Genomic DNA, 18,098 nt, shown 5'->3' with positions numbered 1-18,098 from the left:
TTTTATGAGGAAATAAAGGGATAGAAGTATATTCAATTGAAAAAATATCCATGACTTTTATTCTGATTTTGATTTGAGAGTTGGATTCTTCGGAATAAAAAACTGAATAAACTTTTAGAAATAACAAAAACAGTGCTTCATCTTAAATTCACACCAACCTATTTAATAAAAAAATTATCTTTTGAAACACATTCTCACCATATTCTTCTTTTTACTATACATCTTTTCAACTGCACAAGATCAGAATATCTGCAAGTGTGAAGCTTTAGAAAAAGCCAAAGACAGTTCAAGAAAAACCTATTCTTACAATTATAAAATAACAAGAAAACAAGCACTTACTCCTCCTTTTAAATTCATATCTATCCAATATTTAAAAAGGTTTTCAAGATCTGAAAACATAATAGATTCTTTAGAAATGAAAATGGCTTCTGCAGAAAGCAAAGTCGCATCGGACAGTCTATTGGGATATTATAAAGTAAGAGAATCCATTAAAAAAATAGAATTTGCAAAACAATATGGAGACATTCCCTTGCCTTTAATTGTTAAGATAGGCAAGCTTAATAACACTATTGCTATCCTTTATCAGACAGAGTCTTTTTTTAATGCGAAATACTATCTAAGAATTTCTATGGACAATGGAGAAACCTGGAAGAATTATTATACTGGCATGGAAAAGAATAATAATTATTTTTTTAAAAAAAATTCTCAATTCCCATTGTGGAAAGATAGTCGCCACCTACAGATTGAAGCAGATATTGTGAGAATGACCAGACCATTAACCTTCCCAAGTGGTGAATCTGAATATGAGACATTAAGAAACAATGCGCTAGTAGTTATATATTGATGAGATCATAAAAGATTCTGACGGAGACGGGCTTAATGATCTTGAAGAAAAAATGGAATTTTTTACCGATCCTTTGTCAAAAGACACCGACAACGATGGAGTTTCTGATCCTGAGGATAATAATCCAAAATACAAAACGATAGACAATGATTTTACAAAAGCATTATTAGCCGCTTTATACGGGGAATATGATCTTGTTGATAATCCTGATCCGTTAACCATTGAGTTTATTGTGAATTTAAAAACATTTAAAGAAGATTTTGCTTCACAGAGAAAAAGGTATAATTCTTCTTCAAATAACACTAAAAAGAGTTTCCTTGATATGCTACAATATCATGTTATGGTAACGAATGATGAAAATCTAAGAAGAACAGATACTTTAAGTGAAAAGATAATTTTTCTTACCTCAAAAGAGTTTTCAAAATATGCCCAACAAAGTTTTAGCAATCTATACGTTCCTGTTTACAGCAACCTTTTCAAATGTGATGATAAAAAAGACACTTATATTTTAATCCATAATGGGGTTTCCAGAGGTGAAACTTATGTTATAACAAGAATTCCTGAAGGCTGGAATATTAAGGTAATTAATCAGTGGATAACATAATAAAATTGACTCTATTTTTTTTATTCTATTCTGAATTTAGAATCTGGATTCCAACGAAATGACAAACGCCATATTTAATACCATCTACTACTATAGATAATAAACGAAAACTCCCCACATCGCTGTGAGGAGTTTTCTGTATAATTATAATAAGCTGATTTATCTTTGAACTGCTTTTTTCAAGCCAGCATCAGGACGTAAAATTCTGTAACGAACTTCGATATCTTTCGGTACATAGAACACCAATGGAAGTTTACTGTTGTATCTTACCGTTTCAGGCTTTAAGGTAACAAACTTTTTAGTCAGTTTTTTATCCATGCAGCCCATCAGGGTTCCGGCAGTCTCACCTTTAGATTCTACCTCATAATAGTTGTATCCCCATCCCTGAAGATCCTGAGTTTTCATTTCCCCCATCAGGAAATAGTTGTTACAATCTAACATTTTTTCAGCACCTACAAAAAGTTCAACTTTTAAATCGTTTTCGTTTTTTGCTACGGGAAGCTGAATATATACTTGCTTATATCCTTCTTTTGCTTTGGGGAACATTTCAATCTGTAGCTTTTCAAACTTTTCTGCCTTCTTTTGTGCGAAAGCATTTACTCCAGCCATTAATACTAATCCTGTGATTAAAGTTTTAGAAAATTTCATCTTTTAATAATTTTTTAATTGCTATTATACTAATTCCAAAAACCATTCCAAAATTAAACAATTGTTTGACTTTTCGATTTAATTCTATTTTCATTGAAAGCCCAGAAACAAAAAGACTGCAGTAATTTTTACTGCAGCCTTTTTATAAGTTACTCTAAAATTACGACATTACTTCCTTTTGTATGTGCATTCATCTGTGGTGCGTAATAATTCTGCATCGTTGTAATTCCGTTGGAGAATTTTCCTGATGCATTGGCAACCACATCATATTCAAAAACATATTTTCCTTTTGGCATGTACTGAATATAGAAGTTGGTAGAAGCATCTTTAGTTGACTGATAGTATCCAAGATTATTCTTCCATTGATATCCGGATAATACATCTACGGGTTCAAATCCTGCCGCACGCATATCTTTAATATGAATAAACTCCATGGCTCTGTCTGTATTCAGAATCATTCTTACCGTTACTTTATCTCCTACTTTCAACGGTGTTTCGGTTGAGATTTTCTGAAGCTCTTCTCCGTTTACAGTTTTCACTTTCTTATAAAGTTCTTTAGTTACGAAAATATAATTTTCAGAAGATTTGATTTTATCAAGGTCTTCATAATATTGCCAGAACAATCCTCCCTGAACAATTCCTGGACCAGGTTTTGTAACGGTTACGGATGCTAAGTTTTTATCTATAGCTTCTGGTTTCAATGTTGATTTCACATAACCCGTAGCTTGTGTCTGAGGAGCTAATTCTTTTCCTCCCCAAACGATAGTCGCTTTATCACTTTCCGCTCCTGTCCATGATTTTCCTGAATTCAGAATGGTAAAGATCACTTCTGCTGTACCTCTTGAGCTTCCCCATGAGTTCACTTCCTTCTGAGTTACCAGCCAGATTTTCATGTCTTCAATAAAGCTTTGATCGTTAGATTTTAACTTGTTGAATACTTCCAATGCTCCAGCGTGATTGACTACCTTTGAACCAAACCATCCCCAGTCATTAAGGTTTTGCTTCCAGTAAACACCTTGGGTTTTTGTATCTGTAGACGTTTCTTTAAGGTAAGTCATCAATTTATCAGATACATCTTTTAGACCGTAATCATTCATTAACAATGCTGCACGGTGAAGTCCGAAGAATGTGAAGTCTGTGATCTTTGCTGTTTTTGCTTTTTGTTTAACTAACGTTTTCAGGGCAGCACCTTTTCCTTTCAACGGATATTGTTTTTCCCAGTAATTTCTGGTATCCAGATAATCCATAGCCCAGTTATTCCAGACGTTGCCTTTCTTTACATCAAAATACTTGTTGATTTCATTATCTACATACTGAATCAACTTAGCTGTAATAGCATTCTGGTCGGCACTTTGATAGTCTTTCACATTGTCTTTTAACCATGAATTGATTTTCCCTAAGTTTTTAAGGATATACAATGAGGTACCGTAAGAGCTTGGATACCCAGAATACCAAGAGAATCCACCATCTGGATTTTGTAGTTTTTTGAACTCATCCCAATCCTGACTGATAGAATTTTTCATGGTATTAGCATCAAATAATAATGCTAGTTTCTGCATCTGCTCGCCTTCATTTTTGCTTTCCAATACCCAAGGGGTTTCTTCCAGCAGCAGTTGTTTCAACTCCTGATTTTTTTCAAGATTTGAATTCAATAATCCTTTGTTCTGATATTCTTCAAAAACCGTTTTCATTTTTGGATTGGCTTTGAATATTTCTGAAGCCAGTACATCTGCAAACCATTTATTGAAGATCACATCTGCAGAGTTATTCTGATCATTTTTCAGACTTGGAAGGGCAAACATAATCTCCCAGATCGGATTAGTTGTCAATTCTAATGTATTGGAAACATTAGAGGCTGTCGTGGATGCATTATTTTTAAGATTATCCAGTACAAATGTTTTGGTTTCTCCTTCTTTCACAAATACAGGAACGGCATCCGTCACCAGCATTCTGTTTGGCAATATGGCAACGGCCTGTTGTTCCCCGTCAGAATATGCGCCAGCTTTAGCAACCACTTTGAAAATAATAGAGGAAACATTGTCCGGAACTTTTAATTTCCATGTTAATGCACTGCTTCCGTTTTCATTTAAACTGAAGTTTTGAGCTCCTGACGTAAGTCCAAATTTTGAAGAAATATTCTCATTGGTAAATGCATCCAGAATCTGTAACTCAGCAGAACCATTTAGTTTTTTATCTGTAAGGTTAGATAACTTCGACTGCAGATTCAGTTCATCTCCTTCTCTCAGGAATCTCGGATAGTTTGGAGTTACCGAGAATTCTTTTTGGGTTACCACTTCTTTTTCCAATGTAGCAGCTCTTGCATCCTGAGTGTGTGCCAGGAACATTAATTTCCATTTTGTCAGCGCTTCCGGAGAAGTGAATTCAAAGCTTACGTTTCCTTCTGCATCGGTTTTCAGATTAGGATAGAAGAATGCCGTTTCATTCAGATTTTGGCGTACAGCTACTTTGTCCAGTTCTTTTGCTACATCATCATGATCTAAAACTCCGTCTGCATTAGATGCCATTACGTCTATCGCTGCATTATCCACAACTTCTTTTGCCACAGATGCTCTGGCAGTTTTAAATCTTGCTCCTGCAATTGGTGATGGTGGTAGCGCATAAGCTGGAGCTTTTACTCCTTCTCTATTTTGAAGCCCTGCAACTTCTCCCTGCAACGTGTAGAAAAGATCACCATCAAACCAGTTGAACTGTGGAACCTGTACATACTTATCTTCAAAATATCTTAGTCTTTTCTGATAGTTTTGCTGCTGTAGATAATTGTTGATCCCGTATGAAGTAACGATCACAAATGGAGTGTACAATTTTCTCCAACTAAAGCTGTTTGCGGCAAACTGATCCAGAGACATATCATACATATTGGCCAATACCTCAGCATTGATCTTTTCCTTATCATTTCCAGTTACTTTTACCGTCCATTTTTCCTTTGCATCAGGCTCAAGTTTATCTCTGAAGGTTACTGTTTCAATTTTTAAAGGTTTTTCTGTGTCTTTTATTTTTAAAGAAACAGATTCTGTATTCACATCATTGAATGCTACCAGCTGAAACTGAAGGTTCAGGTCTGATACACTTTTATCTTTAGGAATTTCAGCAGTATATTCCAATATCCCTTTTTTCATCTGATGAACTTCTGAAATCGTTTTTCCGGATCCATCCTGTACAAAAACATTCACTAATGCATCAGGAATTGCTGAAAACACATACACTTTAGCCTTTTCTCCTCTTGACAATTCTTCTTTCGGAGCAATCACTGTAAGGAACGTTTTCTGAACCGGCTTTAAAGAGGTTTTATCCCAGACACTGAAATTCTGAGCTGTTTTTATAGTGTCTTTCCCTTCAATATTGAAAAGTTCCAGCTGGTAATCTCCTGCTTCCAGTTTTCCTAAATCAAGATTCGTTGAAAGCTGAGCATTGTCAGCAGATGGCTGCTGTTGTCTTTCAACCAATACTTTTTCTGTTTTCCAATTTTTGATCTCATCATTTTTATCGAAAAGATCATGTGGGAATTTGCTGATAAATTCTTCTTTTGAATATTTCGGTAGATTCTGAACATCAGACTTGAAATTATCTCTGAAAATTCTGTCCGGAGCAATCAGTTTTGATAACTTCACCTGATATGGTTTCTTAAGATTCTGATCATTATAGTTCTTGGTTTCTACCTTCACTTTCACATTGTCATCTGCAAAAGTATTGCTGATATTTTCTGCCTGGATGTAGTGAGAAACCGAAGCTACTTTCAATTGAGTATTTGCAGTCTGTGTCTCCCCATTGATGTCTGTCACAGAAGCATTGATGGCATAGTTATCAATTTGTATCCCTTCCAGTTTTTCATCTTTCTGAAGTTCTAAACGGATCATAAATTCTCCTTTTTCATTGGTCTTTGCTTCGCCCAGAATTGAGTTTTCATTATCATTGTCCTGCGGATACCAGCTGAAATATCTCCATCTGATATTCTGTTTTTTGATTTCGTAGTTAACGGTAGTATTGTTCAGCGGAACACCGGAGAACATTACTGCTTTTCCTTTCAGTTCTATAGTTTGTCCGTATTTATATTCCTCTTTTACCGGAGTAAAAGTGACTTCAAATTTTGGTCTTTTGTATTCTTCTACCCTGAAATTTTTATATCCCTGGCTTTCACCGTCTATTCTCAGATAAAAATCACCGTTCAGTTTTCCTTTTGGAAGGATAAAGCCTCCATGATAAGAGCCAAATTCATTGGTGGTAAAATCCTGTGAAGAAACCTCTTCACTATTCGTATTCAATAATGTGATTTTCTGTTTCAATCCTGAAAGAACAGATTCAACTTCTTTATTGATTCTGGTATTAATCACCTTGAAATACACTATCTGCCCCGGACGGTAAATCCCTCTGTCTATGAAGATCTGAGCAGTTGAACGGGTTTGTTTATTAGGATTATAATCGTCAGCATAGCCTCTGTTTCCATAGACCTGCATGATCTGGAAATCATTCGTCTTAGGCTGTTGAATCAGAAAAGTTCTGTAATAATCTTTGTTTTCAGAAGAAGGGAACATAAATACTCCATTTGCATTCGTTGCTCCTTCAATTTTAGTTAACGTTTTATTGGAAACAAATTCATAAAATCTAAGGCCTTCATTTCCTATAGGTTTACCATTTTCACTGTTAACCAATTTCAATTCATCTGCCAAAGGTTTTCGGTCTGTTTTAGATTGATAGATGATCCTGTTTCCAGAAACCAAAAAGTAAAAATTCTGTCTGGAGTCTGAATCTTTCATGTCAGCTCCTGCAACCGTAAATTCAGCTACATACACTCCTGAAGGAAGCGGTTTCACCTCCAATGTGGTTTTATGATTCTGATAATCCTTAGGATCCGGAAGCTGAAATGTTTCTTTTCTTACCAGATTTTTTTTCAGTTTTCCAAAGGTATTGGAATAAGAATCCTGAACGTATTGAAGCAATGGTGTAAAATCATCTTTCACTTCATAAATATTCAGGGTAAATTCTGATACATTCTGATATTGTGCAACAAAATGAATCGGCAGATTGTTCTGAGTCTGTGCTTCATATTTCAGAGTCAGATACGGATTGACAATCTGTGCTTCCTTGCTTTTGATATTTTCAATGAATGGAGATTTCGGGTATTCATTTTTAGCCTGGGCAGCCAATGCTATAGCTTCTTTAGGTTTCTTCTTGCCCACAAGCTCATCCATAATCTCTCCCATGATGACCACTTTATAATCTCCTTCTACATCAGATTTTAAAAGATTCTGAAGCTGTTCAAGTTTATCTTTACAATGATTGAAGTTGCAGTTCTCTGTAATCTTTTCTTTCATGAAATACAGCTTTGTATTTCCTGTATTCTGAGCAATCAGTTCATCATAAATGGCATTGATCGTAATGCGGTTTGCTGTCAGTTCATTTTTTGTGAAAATATTATTTTCAGATAAAAATACTACTTTCCTGATTGCGTACCAGTCAGACAATGTTGGAAAATAAGCGATATCCTCAGTACCTGAAAAAATATTCTTATACTTTTCCAGAGAGATTTTTTTCATTTCAGGTTTCTCCTGATCAAGTTCCTGAAAGCTTTTTGTTAAATAATTTTTAAAATCAAGCTTACTCCAGGTCTCAATTTGTGAAATATCCTGAGAGTTGATATTGGTTCTTCCATTGACTTTCCATGAGTTCTGGTTGTAATAATCCATGAAAAAACCATTCAGTAAAACTTTGTATACCAATTTGCCTTCCCCACTCATTTTGCCTTCTGCATCTTTAAGCTTTTTAAAAAATTGGGAAGCGGAATCATTCTGGTCATCATCCACCGTTTGATTTACAATACTGAACTCCGCTTTCAGAGAACGGATCAGTTCAAAAGTATTATTTTCTTTCATAGCTTGTTTCTGTATGTCTAAAATGATGGGAAGATTAGATTTATAAGCTCCTTTCGTACTGTTTTCAGCCACTTTTTTCCATTGGGTATCGTAATATTTCTGTGCGGATACCATTGAAAAGCTTAGCATTACTAGCAAAAGCAGAAAAATCTTGGAAAATCTTTTCATATATATTAATTTTGATAAATGAACATCTTAAAAATACTGAAAAAAACTATCATAGACAGCCAATTTTATGTCTCTCTTATGGGAACTCTTTTTGCAGTATTTTTCATGAAAGAGCAAAACACATTCCGTTTCCCTACCTTTGCATTAATTTTCATCACTTATTTCAGTGGTTACCTGTATACTAAATACCAATACACCAAACATTTTTTTAAAATAGTAGTCATCAATGCTGTTGCAGGAATGGTCTGTGCTTTTTTAATCATTCACAACCACAATGAAATAAGGCTTTTGAAATGGTTCATTATTGTAGTATTGGGACTGCTTTACAATAGTTTCTTTCTTGATGTTTATATCCGGAAAATCCCACTACTCAAAGTTTTTTATGTTGGATTAGTCTGGGCCTTGGTCAACTGCTGGCTCACCCTTCCGGAATTCAGTATTCCCATTTTTCTGATCAGCTTTTTCTTTATCACTGCACTTGTGCTTCCTTTTGACATCCGAGATATGAATAATGATACGGTAAAAACCTTTCCTATGCTGATAGGTGTTCAGAATACCAAACACATTGCCTATGCACTTGTTTTCATAAGCAATATTATTGGAGTTTTTTGTCTTGAATTATCTTATGCCGCAGCTTTTTTTATGACCAGTATTGTAACTTATATTCTCATCTATTTCTCTGATAACAAAAGAGATGACAGCTATTTTTCATTCGGAGTGGAAACTTGTTCGGCACTTCCTTTTTTATTTTTACTAATAATGGAGTATTTTTGACGAATGATTATTAAGAAGCTTTCCCTCTACAATTTCAAAAACCACTCTGAGAAAAAATTTGAATTTTCCCCGCAGATCAATTGTTTTGTGGGCAATAACGGTGTGGGAAAGACCAATATTCTGGATGCTCTGCATTATTTATCTGTAGGAAAAAGCTTCCTGGGAAATACAGATCTCAATAATATTAAAAAAGAAGAAGACTTCTTTACTCTTGATGCTGAAATTATGAATGAGGACAGCGAAGATATCATTAGAATCACCCAGCCCAAAGAAGCCAAAAAGGTGATCAAAAAGAATGATAAGAGCTATGACAGGCTCGCAGATCATATCGGCTACCTTCCGAGTGTTATGATTTCTCCCTACGATTCCAATCTCATTTCAGATTCCGGAGAAAGCAGACGAAAGTTTCTGGATGCAATGATCTCTCAAACGGATTCAGAATATCTTTTTGACCTCATCCAATATCAGAAAACAATTCAGCAGCGAAATGCTTTACTGAAATATTTTGCCAAAAACAGAACGTGGGATAAAGATTCACTTGAAATTTACGATGACCCGATCACAAAATTTGGGACTAAAATTTTTAAGAAAAGAAAAGAGTTTGTAGAACAGCTCAACCCTATTGTTCAGAATTTCTATCAGATTATTTCTGGTGGGAAAGAAACAGTATCTGTTATTTATGAATCTCATTTGCTGGAAGATTCTTTTGAAAACCTTTTAAAAGAAAGCCTTGAAAGAGACCGTATGCTCACCTATACTTCAAAAGGAATTCATAAAGATGATCTTCTTTTTGAAATGGATCATGTTTTAATCAAAAAAACAGGATCTCAGGGGCAGCAGAAATCCTTCCTTATTTCTTTAAAACTGGCTCAGATGAGTCTTGTAAAAGAGCTCACAAAAAAGACTCCTATTCTATTGCTTGATGATATTTTTGATAAACTTGATGATACGAGAGTTTCACAACTAATTGAGCTGGTAAATAAAGAAAGTTTTGGGCAGATTTTCATAACAGACACTCATCGAGAACGTACAGAAAGCGTGGTAAAGAAAATTAATGAGGAAAGTATAATTTTTGAAGTCTAACCAGCTAAGATAGGTATCTCCCCGAATTTTGAATCAAAAAAAAGAAGCATTTGAATTTGATTCTCCTTTTTATAGTATTTTTTATCTTAACTTATCATTCCCAAATCACGGAACGCTAAAACCCCAATCACGCCTCCAACCCCGCACCACGACAATGAAGAAGAAAAAACGTGAATATCAATCCTCCGAACTGGTAAAATCTTTTGCCAGAATCTATGGTTTTGAACATAAACTTGTTGCTTTTGACATTAAAGATTTCCTTGAAGAGTATCTTGATGAAAGCCTTTTCAATGAAATTAGAAGTGTCAATATAGAAAACCAATGTATTATTATTAAAATTGATTCTCCCTTACTGAAACATGATTTTAAAATGCGTAAAAGCTTTTATCTCAAAAAGTTCCAGGATAAATTTGGGGTAGAAAAGTTCAATGACCTTCAAATATTATAAGGACAAAAATGTATACCTATAGAAAAATGCTACCCGAGGGTAGCATTTTTATTATATTAATGTTCTTCTGATTTATTAGAAATAGTACTGTTCATAAGATCATCTGCTTTCTTATCCAGTCTGGAACTTAATGGCAGGAAGAATTTCAACGGATGCTTCATAAAATACCTGAAGATTTCTTTATAGATCTCACTTACCTGTCCGAAATTCATCTTTCTTGATCGGAATGCCAGGAACATGGATAAGCTGAAACTTACCAGGAAGTTGAAGAAACCTATCAGGAAAACTGTTACAAAAGACATCCAGAACGTATAAGAATCTACTGAAAAATCTTTTCCATATAGTCCCAACGCAAAGTTACCCGCTGCAAATGTAATATGCCTGATATCAAGATCCAACCCGAAAAACATCCCTACCGGAGCTGTTGCTCCAAGGAACACCCCAAACCAAAAGTTGGAAACAATTCCAGGCCAGTTTTTAGCATAATATTTTGAAAGTCCTTTAGCAAATTTCTTTCCGAAAAAGCTTCTGATTGAAAGGTTCTTGGCAATTCTTTCCGGAATCTGGTAAAACACGGAATTGTTCCCGATATTCCCTGAAATAATCCCTGAAATAAAAAGATAAAACCCAGCAATACTTGCATGCAGAATCGCTTTTGATTTAAAAGGATCAAGGTCTTTTAACAATTTATCAGATCTGTCTACAGCCAGATTTTGTGAGAAAAACACATCCAATCCGTAAATAATGGCAAGCGCCACCGGAAAAGCAAGCAATACATTTCCTACAAAGGCAATAAACTGACTTCGGAATAATTTGGATACCAAATGGGCAAACTCAGTATTGTTTCTTTGGGTCTTTCCTTCTTCAGACAATACTTTTGTCATCGTAGCAGCAGTCATTGCCGGCTGTTTTGTAGCAAGAGTAAAGCCCATCAGATAGATCATCACGAATCCCATTGCATAGTTCATGGAGTACAGAAAAGCGTGTGAAAAGTCACTCCCGGGGATATATCCGTAGAGCATTTTCAGAACACAAAGTGCCCCTACAATAATTCCACCGCCACTAGCCTTGTAGAACATGGTCATATATTCCTTTCGGGTAGAAGTAATATAGTGCGTCCCTGCTTCTGCGGTATGATTGGTAATAAGGTGGGAAATCAGTCTTGTACTATCGTTAATCAGATCAGAAATATTATTTTTATGAGATTTATAACTCAGAATATTAAAGATCAACTGTTTAGATTTTATCTGAACATCTTCATCGGTATCGATAACCAATAACTGAACAATTTCATATATCCTTTCAGTCTGCTGGCGAATTTTTAACAGGGATTGATTGATCTTTCCGGAAATACCATATTTGGCAGAATTTTTAAAAGCAATATTTACAAATTCCTGGCATTGTTCTGCATAGATTTTAATTTGCTTATATCTGCTGTCCTTGGAATGCAGCTGAAGTTCAGGGTCTTTTACCAGATCTTCTGCTAATGTTTCCAGTTCGTTCTGAAGCGCAAGAAACGGGTTGTCCAGATTTCTGTACTGCGGAGCCATTCTCACCACTTCCACTTCCATAGCCATCCCCGTAACCCTCCAGGAAAGAATATTCATTGAGAAAATAAGTTCTTTTTTCACATTGGGTTTCAGAATAAAATCCGAAGCCCCCAGCATGTTTAAAAATTCATCAATCTCATTTTCAGGAAGATTATGAAGATATCTAAGATCCTTCTTCGGTCTAAGACTCACATTATCAATCATAAACCACACCGTTTTTTCGTTTTCAACAGGTGGCAAAACCTTGTTCAGGATTCTTTTTTTAAGTTCCGGAAAGAAAGCATTTTCTGAAAGAATATTAGCCTCCGTCAACGAAAGATTGAAGGGTCTTCCTCTAAATATATTGTGGATATAATGTTTAAAGTTCTCAGCAAAATTAGGATTGCTTCTGAAAAAATTGAGCACATCTGTAAAGTCTGCCTCTTTAATTGTCTCTAAAAACTCTGCAAAGGGCTCTAAAGAAAGGGTTTCATTCTTAAAAGAAAAATATTTTTTAAGAACTGACTCAAAGTTTGTGCTGGAATTAAAGAATTTCATTAGTACAAAGATACTATTTCAAACTCACATTCCTCATCTGTCTCATGATCCAATTATGTTTCTTTCTTAAATAGGGAGATGGATTTTTAGGGTCATACTTTTTCGGATTAGGCAATACAGCGGCAATCCAGGCTGCATCTGAAGCACTTAGGTCTTTGGATGATTTTCCAAAATAATATTGAGCAGCAGCTTCCACCCCAAATACACCCTGCCCCATTTCAATGGAATTCAGGTATCTTTCAAGGATAATATCTTTACTCCATACTTTTTCTATGATAAAAGTATAGACAGCTTCCAGCCCTTTTCTTACCCAGCTCCTTCCCTGCCAAAGAAATATATTCTTTGCTGTCTGTTGGGAAATGGTACTTCCTCCTCTTATTTTTTTACCCTTCTCATTATATTTCATAGCTTTTTCGATGGCTGTATAATCGAAACCGTCATGATCAAAGAATTTCTGGTCTTCAGAAGCAATTACTGCTTTTTTTACATTGCTTCCCATTTCGTCATAGGAAATATAATCTCTGTGTAGTTTTCCATATTCAAAAAGACCTCCTATCTGGGTAAGGGTAATTGGCGGATTAAAAAACCTGCCCCAGATAATAAACACTACATTCAGAACCAGAATGATGAAGATAAGCTGTTTAATTTTTTTCCACATAATTGTATAAAAAGGAAAGGCAAAAATAAGCAAATAGTATGAGTTTTACTGTAATTCTTTCATGTAAGTAAGCTGATAATCTGGTAAAAGTTCAGGATGGAAGATTTTAATATAATCTTTAAGAATAAGATCTGCTCTTACGACACCACTTTCAAAGAAATCATTAGCTTTCAGTTTTTCTTTTCCTGCAATAGTGTATATTTTTCCTTTATTGAATACATCAAGTTTTCCGTAGAAGGGATTCATTCCAAACATTTCTTTTTTTGAAGTGTGACTTCCTGCATTTACCCAGTACTGTACCCCTCCTGCTTTGGCATATACTTCTTCAAAGCTCATTGTCAGTGCTTTTTCATCTTTGTTGTCCTTCATGATATAATTCGCATTGGCATCAGAAATATAATGAGCAACGGAAGTATTTCCTCCGGGAAGATACCACACATCTCCATACATTTCGTTAGCTAGGACAACTGGTTTTTCTTTTGCTGTTGAAGCCAGTTTTTTCAGCTCACTATAATTTTTTTCAACCTCCTGATATTTAGCTTCTGCTTCCTTTTCTTTTCCGAAAAATTCTCCGAAAAGCTTGATATAGGCCGTTTTTTCCAAAGGTTTCTGTTCCATGTATTCATCAAGAAATACAACCTGAATACCATTATTTTTCAAAAGCTCATAAGTATTATCAAAACTGGCAATATGATTGGTAAAAATAGCATCGGGTTTCATGGAAATGATCTTTTCCACATCGTATTTCTGTTCGCTTCCTACATTCTGAATTTTTCCTTCTTTCAGTAGATTCTGGATTTTATCTGAATAAATATACTCCGGACTGGAAACTCCTATGATTAAATTTTCTGCTCCGAGCTCTGAAATATACCCTGCCATACTTGCATTCAACAGGATAATTTTCTTGAATGGAGTCTGATTTTGTTTAAAATTATAAGTGAAATTCCCCGATTTCAGCTCCAAGGTACCATCATGCTCCTTAAACTGGGTACGGGCGGAGATATTTGTCCAGTCTGAGGACGAAATTTTTGATTCTCTTTTACAAGCTGTTAGCGCAAAAACCGTAAATAAAAGTAAAATTCTTTGTTTCATCTTTCAAAGAAAGGAAAAAAGTGCTATATTTGCAAACCTTTAAACAACAAGGTAACACAAGGCCTCGTGGCGCAACTGAATAGCGCATCTGATTACGGCTCAGAAGGTTACAGGTTTGAATCCTGTCGAGGTCACCAAAAGCCAAATGGCACCAACTGAATACAGTTGGCGCCATTTTTTTATTTTTTTCTGATTACTTAAGCTAGATTATCTTTTTATTTTCTTGCTCAAGAAAATAATGACGTTCAAGAATAGAGAAAAGATGGTAAAAGTAAGGAAGTACCCCTTTAGAGTTGTAATAGATGAAGAAAAATAAATATTTTTTGAACCGATAACAGGATAAGTTAGTAGCAGCTTTATAACCAAAACATCTTCCAGACAATCAAATATTCCCGCCAAAAGCGGCAAAAAAACAATTAAGAATAAAATCCGGGATTTAAAATTATTTTTTTCAAACAGCCTTACAATTAAAATTGTAAATGTGATGGCATAAAGAATGATAAAAGGCAAATCTCCGAAAAGCTCAAGATAAAGATAAGTAGATCTTCCTGACTCACCCAGCTGTTCCATTAAACTATTAACATCATTTAAGTTGTAACCGTTGAATCTTGTATCCAACAGCTCTCCTCCGCCTATTTGTTGTTGCAGATTCGGGATAATAAAAAAAGTCATGATGCTGAAGATGGACAACAACGGAATTAAAAATATCCAGAAATTAGTGGTAAGACAAAAGTTCACCAATTTTTGTTTCATATTGTTCATTGCTAAAAATTATAAGGATAAATAATTAAATTACCACAGATTTAGTAATTTTGACAAAGGTAAACAGACCTTAAACTTAAAAAAATAGTAAAAAATGACCATTTTTCCAGTAATTGATAATCAGGCTCCACATACTCTTCTTGACCAGACGTTTAAAGGAGAACTTGATCCGAAAATGTCATTGGAAAAATACAGACATGTTGCCTTTATATTTTCAGTACTGCAAAACTCTTTGGCAGTTCTTACTGATTTAAAATCAAAAGAAAAATATGTTTATCACGGAGGGCTGTCTTTATATTTTGGTATTGCTGAAGAAAAATCCAGTTCCATCCAAAGTTCAGTTGGAACCGACAGTATTCTATCGCTTATTCATCCTGATGATCTTAGGACAAGACATCTTTTGGAGCTTAAATTATTCCATTTTATAAAGGATAAAAACTCAAAAGACAGACTGAATTTCCATATCATTCTCGGTATAAGAGTGTTAAATAAAGACCAACAGTATATTCCGATTGAACTGAAAATATTCTTCGGGTCCTCTACAGACAGCATCCAACTCATTTTATATCAGTACAGTTTTAGCAGCGGTATGAATCATACTTCTGTGCCTGTAATCATCAATTCAAGTAATGGTCAAATTCTTTCTGATCATAATTTCAATACCAAAAAGATCCTTACCAAAAGAGAGGTAGAAATTTTAAAAGAAATATCAGTCGGCAGGGCCAGCAAAGAAATTTCTCAAAGACTTTTTATTAGCAAAAACACCGTTGATCGTCACAGGCAGAACATTATGGAGAAACTTCGAGTAAAAAGTGCGCTTGAAGCATGTCATATAGCAAATAAAATGGGGATTATTTAGAATTTCGTCTTCACAAATTAAATTCATCCTGGTAAATACATTTCACACACGAGCCAGATAGAAAAGTAATTTTGAGCCGAATAGAAAACCAACTATTTAAAAATCCGACTAATTTTGCTTTATAATTTCAAGGAAATGGCAACAACCGAACAGGCTCAGGTATTCTTTTACTGTACTGAACAAAATAATTTAGCGATCGAATCTTTTATGGTAGAACATAAGATATGGCATATCCAAAAAGGATATATATTATTTTATGAAGATGGTAAGACACACCGGGCAGATGCGGGCCAAACCATCCTACTCCGAAGAAACCAGCTGATAAAAGCTTCATTGATGGACAGTGAAAATGGGGAAAAGTTTGAGATGGTCAAAATTTTGCTTACACGCGATTTTTTAAATAGTCTTATACTGGAAGATCTACATGCAGCAAATACAGATTCAGACTCTTCCAAAGAATATATGGAAAGATTTCTTATAGCTAAAAATGATCTTATGTCAGGTTTTTTTGAATCGCTAAAGCCTTATATCAATTCAGGACAGAATATTCCAGGACAACTAAGTACTAACAAGACAAAAGAGATTTTTTTGTTGCTGGAAATACTTTGGCCCGGTATCAAAAAAAGTCTTTTTGATTTTACTGAACCGATAAAACTTGAATTGGGTGAGTTTATGAGCAAGAACTATATTTACAATATTACCTTAGAACGATTTGCTTACCTTTCTGGTCGGAGTTTAGCCACATTTAAAAGAGACTTTAAGAAAATCTATAATCTGCCTCCGCATAAATGGCTAATGAAAATGCGCCTTGAAGAAGCCAAAAGGCTTATTTTTGAAGAAAAGAAAGCCCCCTCTTCCATATACCTGCAGGTTGGCTTTGAAAATCTTTCACATTTTTCCACCACATTTAAAAAATACTATGGCTTCAATGCCTCCTCTGAAAAGATTCCCACGTGAATTCAATTATCATTTACTTTATAAACAACTAAACAGATTACAATGAGAAAAGTACTTATTACAGGTGCCAATAAAGGCCTTGGCTTTGAGCTTGCCAAATATCTTCTTCAGAAAGGATATTTTGTTTACCTCGGATGCCGAAATATTGAAATAGGCCAGAAAGCAATTAATGATTTAAAAAGCTCCGGTTTAGAAAATTGCATGCTATTAGAAATCAACATATCAGATGAAGAATCTGTAAAGAAAGCTGCAAAGGAATTCGGAAAGGATAGCGATGTGCTTGATATCCTGATCAACAATGCCGGCATTCTAGGTAGAAGACAAAGTAAGGATAACCCTTTAAATCTTTCTGATGTGCGGGAAGTTTTTGAAACAAACTTTTTCGGGACCATTGCCGTAACAGAAGCATTCCTGCCATATTTAAAAAAATCACCTCTGCCTGTGATTGAAAATATTACAAGCGATCTATCGTCATTAACAAAGCACCAGGACCCGCAATGGCTTCTATATAATGCTAAATCTATTAGTTATGGTCCTTCTAAAACAGCTTTAAACGCTTATACAGTTGCCTTAGCATATGAATATAAAGATCTTGGTTTTAAAATAAATTGTGTTACTCCGGGATGGACTTCCACAGACTTTAATGGTAACAGTGGTGGAAAATCTGCGGCAGAAAACTGTATAAACCTTGCTAAATATGCAATGCTTGACAAGAATGGGCCTACTGGAAAGTTTTTTGGAGAAGAGGGTGAATTACCGTGGTAATCGGAACAATGCAGACCGTTAAATGTTCTACATACATCTTTAAATGATAAATTTCAATAAAATTTAAGATTTCAAAAACTAAAAGAAATTATTTGATAAACACAGGATTTGCAATTCTTGTTTAATCTGGCTCAACCGAACCAAATCATCTATAAAAGTGTTTGAAGATACGCTCGTCTTGGTCCCAAACAGCCAAATGACGCCACTTAGAACAAGTGGCGCCATTTTTATTTACTTTTTACAAATTCGAGGTCTCGGAGGATATTTTTCAGCATTTCTTTAACGCATTCTGTCTGGTCTTTTACACCTTGCTTCAATAATTACTACAACAATTTCAAAATAAGTCGATGGCATCGCAGTATTAATATTTATAGCAATGCAACTTTTAGTATTTGAGCGGAATATTTTTAACATTTGATAAAGTAGGAGGATAAAATTATCTATACTTCTTTAAGCTTTGC

General features: G+C 34.9%; 14 protein-coding genes and 1 tRNA gene. 9 read left to right on the top strand and 6 right to left on the bottom strand.

What is annotated here, in order from left to right:
• Positions 1-181: 181 nt before the first annotated feature.
• Together OL225_RS05420 and OL225_RS05415 are read left to right on the top strand one after the other, a co-directional pair.
• Positions 182-844 (top strand): hypothetical protein, encoded by a 663-nt coding sequence (locus tag OL225_RS05420; protein ID WP_264517550.1) that lies wholly within the window; start codon positions 182-184, stop codon positions 842-844.
• 52 nt (positions 845-896) lie between these two features.
• Positions 897-1,448: a hypothetical protein gene (locus OL225_RS05415; RefSeq protein WP_264517549.1), complete on the top strand. Its 552-nt coding sequence runs from the start codon at positions 897-899 to the stop codon at positions 1,446-1,448.
• Positions 1,449-1,607: 159 nt separating this feature from the next.
• Here the strand turns inward: OL225_RS05415 and OL225_RS05410 are convergent, their stop codons facing one another.
• Positions 1,608-2,096: an ecotin gene (locus OL225_RS05410; protein WP_047378072.1), complete on the bottom strand. Its 489-nt coding sequence runs from the start codon at positions 2,094-2,096 to the stop codon at positions 1,608-1,610.
• A gap of 149 nt (positions 2,097-2,245) precedes the next feature.
• A complete protein-coding gene (locus tag OL225_RS05405; RefSeq protein WP_264517548.1) occupies positions 2,246-8,152 on the bottom strand; it encodes an alpha-2-macroglobulin family protein in 5,907 nt (1,968 codons plus the stop codon).
• An 18-nt stretch (positions 8,153-8,170) separates the two neighbouring features.
• Between OL225_RS05405 and OL225_RS05400 the strand changes: the two genes are divergently transcribed.
• The 3 genes from OL225_RS05400 (at position 8,171) to OL225_RS05390 (ending at position 10,457) form a co-directional block, all read left to right on the top strand.
• Positions 8,171-8,926 carry a hypothetical protein gene (locus tag OL225_RS05400; protein ID WP_264517547.1) on the top strand — a complete coding sequence of 252 codons (756 nt, stop codon included), beginning with the start codon at positions 8,171-8,173 and terminating at the stop codon, positions 8,924-8,926.
• 3 nt (positions 8,927-8,929) lie between these two features.
• Positions 8,930-10,009: a DNA replication/repair protein RecF gene (gene recF, locus OL225_RS05395; RefSeq protein WP_264517546.1), complete on the top strand. Its 1,080-nt coding sequence runs from the start codon at positions 8,930-8,932 to the stop codon at positions 10,007-10,009.
• Positions 10,010-10,163: 154 nt separating this feature from the next.
• Positions 10,164-10,457 (top strand): hypothetical protein, encoded by a 294-nt coding sequence (locus OL225_RS05390; RefSeq protein WP_047378076.1) that lies wholly within the window; start codon positions 10,164-10,166, stop codon positions 10,455-10,457.
• A gap of 56 nt (positions 10,458-10,513) precedes the next feature.
• On the opposite strand, the gene OL225_RS05385 is transcribed toward OL225_RS05390, so the two are convergent.
• Genes OL225_RS05385 through OL225_RS05375 form a run of 3 tightly spaced genes read right to left on the bottom strand, consistent with a single transcriptional unit; the run spans position 10,514 to position 14,294 of the window.
• Entirely contained in the window at positions 10,514-12,544 is a 2,031-nt protein-coding gene (locus OL225_RS05385; protein WP_264517545.1) for a site-specific recombinase, read from the bottom strand.
• A gap of 13 nt (positions 12,545-12,557) precedes the next feature.
• A complete protein-coding gene (mtgA, locus tag OL225_RS05380; RefSeq protein WP_047378078.1) occupies positions 12,558-13,202 on the bottom strand; it encodes a monofunctional biosynthetic peptidoglycan transglycosylase in 645 nt (214 codons plus the stop codon).
• Positions 13,203-13,247: 45 nt separating this feature from the next.
• A complete protein-coding gene (locus OL225_RS05375; protein WP_264517544.1) occupies positions 13,248-14,294 on the bottom strand; it encodes an ABC transporter substrate-binding protein in 1,047 nt (348 codons plus the stop codon).
• A gap of 60 nt (positions 14,295-14,354) precedes the next feature.
• Between OL225_RS05375 and OL225_RS05370 the strand changes: the two genes are divergently transcribed.
• Positions 14,355-14,431: transfer RNA gene (locus OL225_RS05370), tRNA-Arg, on the top strand.
• Between the two features lie 70 nt (positions 14,432-14,501).
• On the opposite strand, the gene OL225_RS05365 is transcribed toward OL225_RS05370, so the two are convergent.
• Complete coding sequence (locus tag OL225_RS05365) at positions 14,502-15,047, bottom strand: hypothetical protein (protein ID WP_264517543.1); 546 nt, start codon at positions 15,045-15,047, stop codon at positions 14,502-14,504.
• 103 nt (positions 15,048-15,150) lie between these two features.
• Between OL225_RS05365 and OL225_RS05360 the strand changes: the two genes are divergently transcribed.
• From OL225_RS05360 to OL225_RS05350, 3 genes are all read left to right on the top strand, one after another.
• Positions 15,151-15,915 carry a response regulator transcription factor gene (locus OL225_RS05360; RefSeq protein ID WP_264517542.1) on the top strand — a complete coding sequence of 255 codons (765 nt, stop codon included), beginning with the start codon at positions 15,151-15,153 and terminating at the stop codon, positions 15,913-15,915.
• Between the two features lie 135 nt (positions 15,916-16,050).
• The gene (locus OL225_RS05355; RefSeq protein ID WP_264517541.1) at positions 16,051-16,872 is read left to right on the top strand and encodes a helix-turn-helix domain-containing protein; all 822 of its coding nucleotides are present in this window, start codon (positions 16,051-16,053) and stop codon (positions 16,870-16,872) included.
• A gap of 42 nt (positions 16,873-16,914) precedes the next feature.
• Positions 16,915-17,637 (top strand): SDR family NAD(P)-dependent oxidoreductase, encoded by a 723-nt coding sequence (locus OL225_RS05350; RefSeq protein WP_264517540.1) that lies wholly within the window; start codon positions 16,915-16,917, stop codon positions 17,635-17,637.
• Positions 17,638-18,098: the final 461 nt, after the last annotated feature.

This window comes from Chryseobacterium viscerum (genome assembly GCF_025949665.1).
Classification (GTDB): domain Bacteria; phylum Bacteroidota; class Bacteroidia; order Flavobacteriales; family Weeksellaceae; genus Chryseobacterium; species Chryseobacterium viscerum_A.
This window is presented reverse-complemented; position numbering and strand designations above follow the sequence as displayed.